Source organism: Streptomyces sp. NPDC001890 (assembly GCF_042891445.1).
Lineage (GTDB): Bacteria > Actinomycetota > Actinomycetes > Streptomycetales > Streptomycetaceae > Streptomyces.
The window spans coordinates 1-10,665 of record NZ_JBIATE010000064.1 but is presented as its reverse complement, the minus strand read 5'-3'; the positions used below and the strand labels follow the sequence as shown (position 1 = coordinate 10,665).

Here is a 10,665-nt window from a genome sequence, read left to right as displayed (position 1 = left end):
ACCCGTTAGGCGACCCGTTAGGCGACCCGTTAGGCGACCCGTTACGCAACCGTCGCCGCCCGCCTGAAAACCCCCGGCCGTCCCCGGCCACCATCGCGAAACTGGGGTCAGTAAGCACTATCTTGCTGCGTCTTCCTGCCGCCCGTGCGTCCCCGTGAGGGGACGTACCTTTGTCCACCCGCTGAGCCCCTCCGCCCCGGCCGTCGCCGGAGTGCAAGAGGTGTGCCGTTCGTCGGGGTTGGCGTTCGTCGTCGTGCAGCTGCTCGTGCTCCTGGTGCTCGTCGTGCTCCTGGTCATGCTCGTCGTCCTGGTGCTCGTCGTGCTCGGCTTCGCCGCCGCCTGCGGCGTGACCGGATCGGTCACACCTCAGGCATTGCGAATGTCCTCGGAGCCGGTCCCGGCACGACGAAGCCCCGCCCGGTGATCGGGCGGGGCTTCGTCGCGGTGCGGGTCAGACGGCCGCGAGGAACAGTGCCGCGACGACGAGCGCCAGGACGTGCGCGGTCTGGTCGACGTGGGCGGCGCCGCCGTGCTGAGCCCAACCGGCCTGCCGGGCGAATGCCATCCATCGGGCGACGGGCCACCTGCGGTCGATGACCGAGTGAGTGCCCGCGATCCAGACGAGAGCCAAAAGCGCCGGCAGAACCGGGATGGTGAGGCCGAGCACGAGTGCGCCGACGCCGAGCATCACGGCGACGGCCGCGAAGTGGGTCGCGGCGTGGGCGAGGTTGGCCCGCCATCCGGCCGCGCCGTGGGCCGCCTTGCATCCGGCCTGGTGGTCCGTCTGCAGCGGGTAATCCGCGGCAAGGTGGGCGGCGTACATCAGGATGAACAGCTCTGCGAACATGACGGTCTCCTGGGCGGTCTCGTGGCTGGTCGGGAGAAGCAGGGGCGGCCGGTCGCCTGGCAGTGAGTCGGCCGCCCCTGGTGCGTCTACTTGTCGTCGGAGTGGACGACGATCCGGCCGCCGAACACGCCGCCCTGGATGCCGTAGTTCTCGCCGCCGTAGACGCCGCCGTTGATGGTCGCGCCGGTCGGCTCCACGTTCTGGTTCTGGTTGTTGGCCGCGTCGTCGTCGCTGATGGTCACGTTGCCGAAGGTCGCCATTGGTCTGTCTCCTCTGGGTTGGTGGGGTCGGGCGGTGGTGGGTGGGTGGGTCAGTTGCCCGCGTGGCGGCGGCCGGACTCGTACATGCGCCGCACGCTGCTCTGCCGGTCCGGGTCGTCCAGGACGACGGCGGCGATGCGCCGCCAGGACAGGCCGTGGATGTCGCGGAGCTGGACGACCTGGGAGGCGGCCCGGCGCTCCAGCAGGCGGGCCAGCGCTGCGGTCTGCTGAGCGGCGGTCAGGACCTGCTCGGGGGTGCCGTGCAGCACCGGCTGGCCGAGCGCCTCCAGGGCGTAGGCCAGCTGGTCGCTCTCGACGACCTTGGCGATGTGGCCCTGGGGGTCGTCGTCGGCGGTCCAGGTGATTTCGGCGGTGTATCCGGCGGTCTTGGTGACGGTGACGGACATGGTGGGCCTCCCCGAATCGGTGGTGTGCGCTTTGTGCACAGCAAGAGATTGGCACAGGGTGTGCGCAATGCGCAAGGGGGTCCGTCGGGCCGTGATGCAAAGGTGTGGGGATTCCGCGGGGCGGACCGGCCGAGCAAAAGTGCCAGAGGTGCGCTGTCGTCGGCGGCCGGGCTCGCCGTGACGTGTCCGTGGTGCGTCCGGGACCTGCCGGCGCTTTGGCTCGACGTGTCTCCGACGTGTCGGCGTCGTGGTCCTGGTGCTCGTCGTCGTGTCGGTGACGTGGCATCACCGACAGCCCGGGACGCATCGGCGGACGGGTCGGACCTGGACTGACGCGTCGGACGCATCAGATCGGCCCCCCGGGGTCCACGTAGGTTCGGGCCCATGACGACTCATGAGGCGCCCCAAGAGGGCGAGAAGCTGTGTGCCTGGTGCGGCACGGCGATCCAGCAGCCCGGCATCGGCCGGAGCCGGGACTACTGCCGCCGGTCGTGCCGACAGCGGGCGTACGAGGCACGGAAGCAGCGTGAGGTGGTGGTGGCCGCCGTGGCGGCGGCCATCGCGCGCCGAGATTCGTCACGTGTCGACTCCGGCGGTGCGGACGGGTCGTCACGTGACGAATCGGGGGGTGACTTCCTGCTCGCGCCGCCCCGGCAGCCGGGGCCGTGATCCAGGAGTGATGGCGGCACGTCTCATGGGACGGCGCGTTGAGATCCGCCTGCCGTGCGGTTCGGCCGGCGGATCGGGCCGCGGCTGCCTGCCGGGTCGGACCGGTCCCCTTGGTCGTCGCGCTCCGAGCCCCGGCGAGACCGTGCGGACGCGGAGCGCTATCCGGCCCCGGCCGCATCGCGGCAGCAGAAGCTCCCCGCCCGCCCATTCCCGGACCGGGGTGGGCGCCTGACGCTCCTGCAGGGGTGACGGCGCGGGTACGGCGGCCGACCCCGCGATCGTCCGGCAGACGGCCGCGTGACGCCGCGAGGCCACCCCTCCCTTCCCGCTGGCCGTCTTTCACAGCCCCACGCTCGTCGCAGCCGCCCGGGGGTGGGCCACGGAGGATTACGGGCACTGGGCGCCCCTGTGCGGCCCGCTGACGGCCGATCAGCGCCCGTACGGGCCTCGGGTGCCGAAATCCCCGGACGGGGCCGCAGGCAGCCGCCTAGGGTCGCCACATGATCAGCTGGCGGGGGTTGCGGGACCGGAGGGCGGCCCGGAGGGGCGCAGAACACGAGGGGCGCCGGGTCGTGGTGGCGGCGGACTGGGCGATCACGCTTGCGGTCCGGCGGGCGGCCGGTGGCCCGGTCCGGGTGACCCCGGAGGACGTCCGGGCGTGGGCGGCGGAGCACTTCCTGCTCGACGTCCCGGAGCCGCTCGCGGCGGACGTCCTGGCGGCCCGTCTGGAGCTGCGCGGGCACGGCTGATTCAGCGCCGGATTTTGGGCCCGCCTCGCGCGCGTACGCGTAGGGACCCCCTCAGCTTTTCGGGGTCAACTTGGAAACCCGCAGGTCACACGCGGTTGCACGCGCGGTTGAGGGGCAACTCGCGGCCTAGACGCAACCCGTGGGAGCAACCGGGACGTACAGGACATGATCACCCGGCATGCGCGCGATGGGGTTGCGGTCCTAGTGTTGGCTATGTAATCCTCAATCCAGCGATGGCAATGTCATCGCATCGAAGGGAACGTAATCATGACTGAACACGAGGGGGAGATGACCTTGGAAGCGACGCTGAACGAGACGATCAAGCTCCTGATGACCCGCACGGGCCGCCGTCAGGTCGACGTGGCTGAGGTCGTGGGGATCACTCGCGGCTCGCTCTCCCAGCGCCTGCTCGGCAATTCGAACTGGAAGCTGAACGATCTCCCGCCGGTCGCCGAGTACTTCGGCGTCACGGTCGCGGAGCTGCTGTCCGGCTACGCGGCGATCGCTCAGGCGAAGCGTCTGCCGCCCGCCAAGGGCTCGGACGGTCAGACCAAGCTCTGACCAGCAGAAAGGCGCCGGACCACTCGCGGTAGTCCGACGCCCAGCACATCCCGGACCGACTCTCACGAAGGACCGAAGATGAACAAGCTCAATCTTGCCCGACTCACACCGATGGTCAGCGCCGTGTCCGCCAAGGTCGCGCCGGTCAAGACGATGGCGTCGGCCACACGGACGCGCGCCGTGAACGCAGCCGACGCGCTCTCGCCGCTGTGCGTCCCGCTCGCGTCCCGCTGGGACGAGGAGGTCAGCCGCCGGACGAAGCTCCGGACGCCGGAGCACCTCAAGGCGCTGATCGCTGCCCAGCGCGAGCACGGCTCCGCCCGCGTCGTCGAGCGCCAGGCGGCGGCCCAGCGCCGCATCGCCAAGAAGGACTCGAAGAACCCGTTCGCCTCCGTGCGCCGAGCGGCCCGCACCGCCGACAAGGCCGCCAAGGCCCACAGGAGGGGCGCCAAGGCTGACCTGAAAGCGGCGCGGGCGAACTACCCGATGACCCTGAATCAGGTCGCCGTCCGTGCGCACGCCGCGCACCTGGTCCCGGCCGGGGTCGCGTCATACGTGATGAGCACCCCGCAGGACTGGACGACGTGGCCCGCTGCGACGTCCACCGTGGTGGTGGCCGCGCAGGTGGCCGCGCTGTGGCTGGGCCGCCGCTCGGTGACGGTCGACGTGCCGGACGAACTGTCGGCCGAGGAACGGCGCCTGGCCGAGCGGCTCGACCCGTCGTACTGGGTCCAGCACGCCGATGCGCGGGGGCTGTCGGGCACGGTGCCGACCCCGGTGGAGGTCACTCCGGCCGGTCTGGTCTCGCACGTGCGGCTCGACGATAAGTGGACCCCGCAGGGGTTCAGGGCCAAGTCGGCAGAGGTCAGGGCTCTGCTGGGCGCCCGGACGGACCTGCGGGTGGAGATCAAGCCGGGCACCCACGGGGACCGGGCGACGATCACGCTGCGGACCCGCAACGCGGCTGAGGACGCCGACCTGTCCGGCTGGACTCCGGGCGCCCCGTGGGGTGTCGACACGGTGACCGGCGAGCCGGTGAACATGCCGCTCGGGCGGCGGGTCATGGTCGCGGGCACGTCCGGCGCGGGCAAGAGCTGGTCGACGCGGGCACTCCTCGCGGAGGCCTCGGAGACGGCCGATCACCGGCTGGTGGTCATCGACCCGAAGCGGGTGGAGGCGATCAACTGGGAGCACCGGGCGCGCACGGCGGTGACCCCGGAAGACGTCCTGGACGTCACGGATGAGCTGTACGCGGAGATGGTCGAGCGCGAACAGCTGATTCCCCGGGGCCAGGACGTGATCAAGATCAGCCCGGAGAGGCCCCGGATCACGGTGTTCGTGGACGAGGGCGCCGAGGTCATCTCCATGTCCAAGATGAAGCGGGAGAAGGGCACCAAGGACGAGCCCGGCGACCCGGACTGGGGCCGGATCATCGAGAACCTGCGGTCGATCGCCCGGCGGGCCCGCGCGGGCGAAATCATCCTGATCTGGGCGACGCAGAAGCCGACGATGTCGGGTGAGGGCCACGGGATCGATTCACAGATCGCGGGTCAGATCACCTACCGGGCCTCGCTCGCCCTGTCGTCCGCGAGCGAGTCGCAGGTGGTGTTCGGGCAGGACGCCCACGAGAAGGGGTGGCACGCCCACGAACTGCCCATGCCGGGGTACGCGCTGCTGCGGTCGCACCCGAAGGCGCCGCCGCACCAGATCCGTACGCGGGCCATGTCGCCCCAGGACGTGATCGCGCTCCCCGACCGCCCGGTCTGGCGACGCGGCGCGGCGGCCCCGGCGAAAGCGCCGGCGCCCGCGTCGGCCAAGCAGCCCGCGCTCCGACTGGTCAAGGCCGAGCCCGCGGCTGAGGTCCCGACCCCGCGCCCGGCCGATGCCGCGCCGGTCGCCAACCGGGACAAGGTCGTTGAGGCGGTCCGCGACGGCGCCCGCACCGGGCGGGACATCGCCGACCGGACGGGCCTGAACAAGGGCACCGTGTCGAAGCTGGTCAAGGCCCTGACGGAGTCCGGCGATCTGGTCAAGGACCCCGACCACGGCCTGGTCCTCGGTGGCGCCGAGGAGGTGTCGGCATGAGCTGGAGGGACCGCCTCACCGCCGCACTGACCGGCTCCGAGCCCGAGCCCCAGTGCCCCCCGGACTGCGTGAAGTGCGCCGAGTCCGCGTCGATCGACCCCGACTACACCCCGGAGACGGAGGAGAACCGATGAGCACCGACCTCACCCAGGCCGTCGCCGACGTCCGGCAGGCGGAGGCCCAGGCCGCGCAGATCGCGCAGATCCTCGCCGTCGTCCAGGCCGCCCAGGCGGTAACCCCCGCCGCACCGGCCCCGGCCGCGTGCAGCTGCTCGCACTCGCACAAGCCCGGCCTGTCCGCCGGGAAGACGGCCGCCCTGGTCGTGGGCGGCGTCGCCTGCGCCTGTGCCCTGACCGGGATGTTCCTCGCGGTCGCCCTCGTGGCGGTCGCGGTGATGGTCGCGGCGCCCGTTGCTCTGATGCTCGTTCGTGAGATCCGGAAGGGGTCCAAGTGATGTCGAAGCTCAAGAGGTTCCTGACCCTGGCCCCGGCCGTCGCCATGACGGTGATCTCCATGGCGCTCACCCTGGCCGTGGTCATGATGTGGCTGGACGGCATGCCGACCGCCGTGCGCCTGGTCGTCGGGCTCGGGCTGGACGGTGGGTGGCTCGCGACCCTGGCGTATGAGCGGCGCCTGGCCGCGCAGGGCGACCACTCGACGCCGGTAACGGCGGTCGGGTGGGGCTTCGGTCTCGTGGCGACCGGCGTCCTGGTCGCCCACGCGCTCGGTGAGGCCGACCCGGCGTCGTGGCTGGCTGTCTCGTGGCTGCCGATCGCGGCCAAGGCGCTGTGGCTCGTGCATGGGCTGTGGGAGCGGACCGCGCTCACCCCGAAGGCGCTCGACTCGATCCGCGACATTCAGCAGCAGGCCCGCGACAGGGCGGCCGTGGCCCGTGCTCAGCTTCGGGCCGAGGCCGGTACGGAGGAGACCCGGCTGACGGCCGTGACGGAGGCCGGGGCCCGCGTCGCACGCGTCCAGTCCAGGACCGCCCAGAAGCTCGCCGGGGCGTGGTCGGAGCTGGAGGGCACGCGGCAGGGCGACGGCACCGCACAGGCTCTGACCTGCGTCACAGAGCGCGTCACGCCCGGCGTCACAGGCGTCACGGAACCCCGCTGGGAACTCCCCGTGTGGGGCCAGTTCGAGCCCGTGGCCGCCATCGAGGCCGCGCCCGCGCTGTCCGACGAAGAGCTGGACCGGATCGTCACCGAGTTCCTGTCCGAGGCCCCGGCGCTCCCGTACCGGGGGATGGCGGAGCGCTTCCGGGCGGCGGGGCACGCGGCCGGTGAGACCCGGCTGCGGGCCGCGTGGAAGCGGGCCACCACGGCGGCCGGGGCGGGGGCCTGACATGGCGATCGCCTACCTGCTCTCGCTCCTGGTCGCGGTCGTCGTCCTGGCGGTGTCCCTCCGGCCCCGGCCGGTCCCGACTCCCCCGCCGACCGATCCGCCGGCGCTTTTCCCGGCGGCCGGACTCCCGCCCGGAGCTGAGGCCGAGGTGCGGGTGATCCTGGTCGCCGCCGCCCAGCTCGCCGCCCGACTCGCCCCCGCCGCCTGACCACTGAGGCCCCGTCCGGACATCCGGGCGGGGTCTCTTGCATGATGAGATTGCCATCACTGCGATGGCTATGCCATCATTGAGATGTCAGCAGGACGGCACACCACCAAGGGGAGATCGACATGTGGCAGACCCTCATCGCAGTACTCGGCACGCTCGCCGGAGTCGGCATCACCAGCGCCTACCAGGCCCGCACCGCCCGCACCGCCCGCGCCGACGCCCGCCGGGCCGAGGGTTTGACCGCCATCACCGCCCTGGTGGAGGCGCTGTCCGACCACCGCCGGACCATGTGGCTCCGGGAAGACCTGCGCCTCTCCGGCGAGGACTGGGCCGCCGCCCGCACCGAGTCCCACGCCACCCGGTCCGCGATCACCGCCCCGCTCCTGCGAGTCCAGCTCCTGCTGCCCGACGTCGCCGACGCCGCCCGCGAGGCCGCGGCTGCCACCTACGCCCTCCGCGACGCCCAGAACCGCGACATGCTCCGGTACCACCGCGAGGCCGCGATCCTCACGACCGACGCCCTGGTAGCTGCCGCCGGACGCCAGATCTCCATCTGACCGACCCTCACCCGGCGGGCGCCACCCGGCGCCCGCCCCCACCCGAAAGGACCCCGCCATGGACGCCACCAACCCCCCGCCCGGCGAGTGCCGCCAGTGCTGGCACCACGCGTACGCTCCCCGCGAAGCGCACGGGCACCTCGCCCCGCGCGAGGACTGCCCGGCCTGCGTCGACCACATGCTCCACGGCCACCCCGCCCACATGGTCGTGAGCCGATGACCACCCCGGCCGACATGTCGCACGCCATGCTGATCGCGATCCTGATGCACCACGGCGGCTCGATGGAGCTCCCCGCCGGCGCTTTCGCCCCGGACGCGATCGGCGGACTCGACGGCAGCTTCCACGCCGTAGCCATGGAGCCGCAGCCCGGCACCGGCACCATCCGCATCAGCGTCCGCCCCCGCCCCGACGTCGACGGCGGCGCCATCATCAGGGAGACCCCGTGATCATCGGCCGACACACCGACCGCCGGGGCCGTTCCACCGGGGAGCGCGTCGCCGCCATCCACCGGGGCGGGCCCACCGTCACCGACGCTCAGCGCACCGCCGCCACCCGGCTCCTGGACGCACTCCTGGACGCCGCCGCCGAACACGGCGCCACCCTCGACGACTTCGACGGCACCATCGACCTGCCTGGCGGCTGCCTGGACGTCGTCCTCTACGGCCGCCCCAGCGCCGCCTGACCAGCACGCAGAAGCCCCGCCGGATCATCCGGCGGGGCTTCTTACGGCCCCTCAAACCACAGGGGCCCCAGACGCGCTCACGGCGCGTCAGACAGACCAGGGGCAGCAATCCGGCACATCAGTGCCAGGATCATCACCAGGCCGTACTGGCCCTAAAACTGGCACGGCCCCGGGTGTAGGAGCCCGAGGCCGCCGCCCCCAAACCGGCGTCAGCTGCCGAGTGAGGACGTTTGCTCGTGACGAGCGTACGAGAGATCAGCGCCGCTGTTCCACAGCGCCCCGCCCGTTCGCGGGCGCTCTGCCGCCGGAAGGCGTGCGGCAAGAAGTTCACCCGGTCCCGGTCGGGGCAAATGTACTGTTCTGCGACCTGTCGCAAGGGTGACGCGAAATCCACCCCGAAAACGGGGTCTGACCTGCAAGAACAGGGCTCCGAAAGTGTCCAGGATTTCCTCGGTAGTAAGGGAAAGAAGTTTCCGGGCTCGGCGGACCCGGCGAGGGACGCCGCCGATCGGGGAGAGCGCGAGAGGGGTGGCCCCTCTCGCAAGGAGACGGCGGACGCCGACTCTGCCGTCGTGGAACGGCGGCGCCGGGAGCGAGAGCGGCGGAACTACTCCGGCCTGTACTTCCAGTGGGACTACTCGAAGCTGAAGTCGATCCGCGGCTGCCGCCGGTCGGCCCGCGACGAGTCGGCGGGCGTCACCCTGACCGTGTCGCCGGACGGCCAGCAGGTCGGCCGGAAGGGCCTGAACCGGTGTGCCTCGGTGTGGGCCTGCCCGGTGTGCGAGGCGGTGATCCGGGGCCAGCGGGCCACGGACGCGGACACCGCGATCACCGAGCACGTCCGGCGCGGCGGCATGGTCCTCTTCGTGACCTTCACCGTGCGGCACTGGTCGAACCACGACCTGGAGGACCTGATCCGGGTTCAGGTCCGGGAGGTCTGGAAGGGCCTGTTGCAGGGCCGGAAGTGGGCCCGGTCGAACGCGGGAAACCTCCGTAACCGGCTCGGGGTCGTCGGCACGATCCGCGTGATCGAGGTGACCGTCGGCCAGGTCAATGGCTGGCACCCGCACCTGCACGTCGCCGTGTTCCTCGGTGGCCGCCAGGACCCGAAGCCCAAGCGCGGGTCCGGCGAGAAGTGGGATCCGGCCGTGCGGAAGTACTTCCGGCCCGACGCCAAGGATCTCGACGCGTTCGAGAAGGAGTGGGAAGCCGCGTGGATCGACGGAGTCACCGCCGCGAACCCGGACTTCCGCCCCTCGAAGCGGGACGGCGTCGACTTCAAGCGGGTGTACACGGTCAAGGACGCGGCGGCAATCGGGAAGTACATCAGCAAGGTGCAGGGCACCGACGTGAACTCGGACTGGTCCGTCGGCGCCGAGCTGGCGCGCGGCGACGTGAAGCAGGCTCGCGGCGGCAACATGAAGGCGATGGACATCCTGTTCCGTCTTGCCGCGCTGCGGGGTGGACAGGTCGCCGACGAACTCCCCGGGTGGGGCTCCATCGAGCAGCTGGTAGCGCTGTGGGCTGAGTACGAACTCACGACCAAGGGCGGCCAGAACATGGCGTGGTCGGAAGGCCTCAAGCGCGCGTACGACATCGGCACCGACGACAACCAGGACGCGGCCGACCGTCAGGCGGTCGACGCCGAGGACGCCGGTACGGCGCTTGACCACCTAGTCCACCTGTCGGCCCGAACGCAGCTTGAGATCGGGCGGAAGCGGATCATCGTCGAAGTGGGCGAGGCGGCGCGGAACGCGGCCCGGCGGGGCGAGTCCCCGGCGCCAGCGGTCCGTGCGCTGCTCGACTCGGTGGGCATCGACAGCAAGGGCGTGCGGGAGATCTCGCACGAAGACGACGCGGCCAAGTGGAAGGCGGCGGAGGAGGACGCGGGAGGCCGCGCGGCGGAGTCCGAGGACGCTCGGGCAAAGCGCAGGCTCCAGGAGTCCACGGATCTCCTCACCGCCAGAACTGACCGCAAGAGGCTGGTCTGGCGCCCCCAGGAGTGACGCCGAGCGGGTCCGCCTGCCGTGCAGTTCGGCCGGCGGATCCGCCCGCGGCTGCGAATCGGCCCCGGCCGGGGTGGAGTAGTGACCTCTCCCCTGTCCAGGGAGAGGTGTCGGCGCTGGGTCAGCGCTGACCCACCGGGGCTGATCTGCGGAGACGGCCGAGGACCCAAATCGGCAACGCAACCCGTTAGGCGACCCGTTAGGCGACCCGTTAGGCGACCCGTTAGGCGACCCGTTACGCAACCGTCGCCGCCCGCCTGAAAACCCCCGGCCGTCCCCGGCCACCATC

17 protein-coding genes are annotated in these 10,665 nt (G+C 71.6%); 14 read left to right on the top strand and 3 right to left on the bottom strand.

From position 1 onward, the window contains the following. The first annotated feature begins 154 nt into the window (after positions 1 to 154). Positions 155 to 424 (top strand): hypothetical protein, encoded by a 270-nt coding sequence (locus tag ACFYY1_RS42660; RefSeq protein ID WP_388595456.1) that lies wholly within the window; start codon positions 155 to 157, stop codon positions 422 to 424. Positions 425 to 451: 27 nt separating this feature from the next. Here ACFYY1_RS42660 and ACFYY1_RS42655 read toward each other — a convergent pair whose 3' ends face one another. The 3 genes from ACFYY1_RS42655 to ACFYY1_RS42645 all read right to left on the bottom strand — a co-directional run bounded on the left by ACFYY1_RS42655 (position 452) and on the right by ACFYY1_RS42645 (position 1,514). Continuing rightward, entirely contained in the window at positions 452 to 847 is a 396-nt protein-coding gene (locus tag ACFYY1_RS42655; protein WP_388595454.1) for a DUF3307 domain-containing protein, read from the bottom strand. A gap of 86 nt (positions 848 to 933) precedes the next feature. Continuing rightward, entirely contained in the window at positions 934 to 1,107 is a 174-nt protein-coding gene (locus tag ACFYY1_RS42650; protein ID WP_388595453.1) for a hypothetical protein, read from the bottom strand. A 50-nt stretch (positions 1,108 to 1,157) separates the two neighbouring features. Next, positions 1,158 to 1,514, bottom strand: a complete 357-nt coding sequence (locus ACFYY1_RS42645) for a hypothetical protein (protein WP_388595451.1) — start codon at positions 1,512 to 1,514, stop codon at positions 1,158 to 1,160. Between the two features lie 384 nt (positions 1,515 to 1,898). On the opposite strand from ACFYY1_RS42645, the gene ACFYY1_RS42640 reads away from it, so the two are divergent. The 13 genes from ACFYY1_RS42640 (at position 1,899) to ACFYY1_RS42580 (ending at position 10,376) form a co-directional block, all read left to right on the top strand. Next, complete coding sequence (locus ACFYY1_RS42640; RefSeq protein ID WP_388595450.1) at positions 1,899 to 2,183, top strand: hypothetical protein; 285 nt, start codon at positions 1,899 to 1,901, stop codon at positions 2,181 to 2,183. 500 nt (positions 2,184 to 2,683) lie between these two features. Next, entirely contained in the window at positions 2,684 to 2,932 is a 249-nt protein-coding gene (locus tag ACFYY1_RS42635) for a hypothetical protein (protein ID WP_388595449.1), read from the top strand. 267 nt (positions 2,933 to 3,199) lie between these two features. Further along, positions 3,200 to 3,493 (top strand): helix-turn-helix domain-containing protein, encoded by a 294-nt coding sequence (locus ACFYY1_RS42630; RefSeq protein ID WP_388595448.1) that lies wholly within the window; start codon positions 3,200 to 3,202, stop codon positions 3,491 to 3,493. Between the two features lie 78 nt (positions 3,494 to 3,571). Then, complete coding sequence (locus tag ACFYY1_RS42625) at positions 3,572 to 5,578, top strand: FtsK/SpoIIIE domain-containing protein (RefSeq protein ID WP_388595446.1); 2,007 nt, start codon at positions 3,572 to 3,574, stop codon at positions 5,576 to 5,578. Next, positions 5,575 to 5,712, top strand: a complete 138-nt coding sequence (locus tag ACFYY1_RS42620) for a hypothetical protein (RefSeq protein WP_388595445.1) — start codon at positions 5,575 to 5,577, stop codon at positions 5,710 to 5,712. The genes ACFYY1_RS42625 and ACFYY1_RS42620 overlap by 4 nt, the downstream gene beginning before the upstream one ends. Beyond that, a complete protein-coding gene (locus ACFYY1_RS42615) occupies positions 5,709 to 6,032 on the top strand; it encodes a hypothetical protein (RefSeq protein WP_388595443.1) in 324 nt (107 codons plus the stop codon). The genes ACFYY1_RS42620 and ACFYY1_RS42615 overlap by 4 nt, the downstream gene beginning before the upstream one ends. Further along, entirely contained in the window at positions 6,032 to 6,922 is an 891-nt protein-coding gene (locus tag ACFYY1_RS42610; protein WP_388595441.1) for a protein spdB, read from the top strand. The genes ACFYY1_RS42615 and ACFYY1_RS42610 overlap by 1 nt, the downstream gene beginning before the upstream one ends. Before the next feature lies 1 nt (position 6,923). Beyond that, complete coding sequence (locus ACFYY1_RS42605) at positions 6,924 to 7,130, top strand: hypothetical protein (protein ID WP_388595439.1); 207 nt, start codon at positions 6,924 to 6,926, stop codon at positions 7,128 to 7,130. A gap of 122 nt (positions 7,131 to 7,252) precedes the next feature. After that, the gene (locus tag ACFYY1_RS42600) at positions 7,253 to 7,687 is read left to right on the top strand and encodes a protein kilB (RefSeq protein WP_388595437.1); all 435 of its coding nucleotides are present in this window, start codon (positions 7,253 to 7,255) and stop codon (positions 7,685 to 7,687) included. A 58-nt stretch (positions 7,688 to 7,745) separates the two neighbouring features. Then, positions 7,746 to 7,907: a pRL2-8 gene (locus tag ACFYY1_RS42595; protein WP_388595436.1), complete on the top strand. Its 162-nt coding sequence runs from the start codon at positions 7,746 to 7,748 to the stop codon at positions 7,905 to 7,907. Further along, positions 7,904 to 8,134 carry a pRL2-19 gene (locus tag ACFYY1_RS42590; protein WP_388595435.1) on the top strand — a complete coding sequence of 77 codons (231 nt, stop codon included), beginning with the start codon at positions 7,904 to 7,906 and terminating at the stop codon, positions 8,132 to 8,134. The genes ACFYY1_RS42595 and ACFYY1_RS42590 overlap by 4 nt, the downstream gene beginning before the upstream one ends. Beyond that, positions 8,131 to 8,370: a hypothetical protein gene (locus tag ACFYY1_RS42585; RefSeq protein ID WP_388595433.1), complete on the top strand. Its 240-nt coding sequence runs from the start codon at positions 8,131 to 8,133 to the stop codon at positions 8,368 to 8,370. The genes ACFYY1_RS42590 and ACFYY1_RS42585 overlap by 4 nt, the downstream gene beginning before the upstream one ends. Before the next feature lie 572 nt (positions 8,371 to 8,942). Continuing rightward, positions 8,943 to 10,376, top strand: coding sequence for a hypothetical protein (locus tag ACFYY1_RS42580; RefSeq protein ID WP_388595431.1), 1,434 nt, complete (start codon positions 8,943 to 8,945; stop codon positions 10,374 to 10,376). The last annotated feature ends 289 nt before the right edge of the window (positions 10,377 to 10,665 follow it).

What these genes read in the sequence shown, in the direction of transcription:
- ACFYY1_RS42605 (WP_388595439.1), top strand. Translation starts at nt 6,924, where the DNA reads ATGGCGATCGCCTACCTGCTCTCGCTCCTGGTCGCGGTCGTCGTCCTG.
- ACFYY1_RS42625 (WP_388595446.1), top strand. Translation starts at nt 3,572, where the DNA reads ATGAACAAGCTCAATCTTGCCCGACTCACACCGATGGTCAGCGCCGTG.
- ACFYY1_RS42630 (WP_388595448.1), top strand. Translation starts at nt 3,200, where the DNA reads ATGACTGAACACGAGGGGGAGATGACCTTGGAAGCGACGCTGAACGAG.
- ACFYY1_RS42650 (WP_388595453.1), bottom strand. Translation starts at nt 1,107, where the DNA reads ATGGCGACCTTCGGCAACGTGACCATCAGCGACGACGACGCGGCCAAC.
- ACFYY1_RS42600 (WP_388595437.1), top strand. Translation starts at nt 7,253, where the DNA reads ATGTGGCAGACCCTCATCGCAGTACTCGGCACGCTCGCCGGAGTCGGC.
- ACFYY1_RS42655 (WP_388595454.1), bottom strand. Translation starts at nt 847, where the DNA reads ATGTTCGCAGAGCTGTTCATCCTGATGTACGCCGCCCACCTTGCCGCG.
- ACFYY1_RS42610 (WP_388595441.1), top strand. Translation starts at nt 6,032, where the DNA reads ATGTCGAAGCTCAAGAGGTTCCTGACCCTGGCCCCGGCCGTCGCCATG.
- ACFYY1_RS42640 (WP_388595450.1), top strand. Translation starts at nt 1,899, where the DNA reads ATGACGACTCATGAGGCGCCCCAAGAGGGCGAGAAGCTGTGTGCCTGG.
- ACFYY1_RS42595 (WP_388595436.1), top strand. Translation starts at nt 7,746, where the DNA reads ATGGACGCCACCAACCCCCCGCCCGGCGAGTGCCGCCAGTGCTGGCAC.
- ACFYY1_RS42645 (WP_388595451.1), bottom strand. Translation starts at nt 1,514, where the DNA reads ATGTCCGTCACCGTCACCAAGACCGCCGGATACACCGCCGAAATCACC.
- ACFYY1_RS42620 (WP_388595445.1), top strand. Translation starts at nt 5,575, where the DNA reads ATGAGCTGGAGGGACCGCCTCACCGCCGCACTGACCGGCTCCGAGCCC.
- ACFYY1_RS42615 (WP_388595443.1), top strand. Translation starts at nt 5,709, where the DNA reads ATGAGCACCGACCTCACCCAGGCCGTCGCCGACGTCCGGCAGGCGGAG.
- ACFYY1_RS42635 (WP_388595449.1), top strand. Translation starts at nt 2,684, where the DNA reads ATGATCAGCTGGCGGGGGTTGCGGGACCGGAGGGCGGCCCGGAGGGGC.
- ACFYY1_RS42590 (WP_388595435.1), top strand. Translation starts at nt 7,904, where the DNA reads ATGACCACCCCGGCCGACATGTCGCACGCCATGCTGATCGCGATCCTG.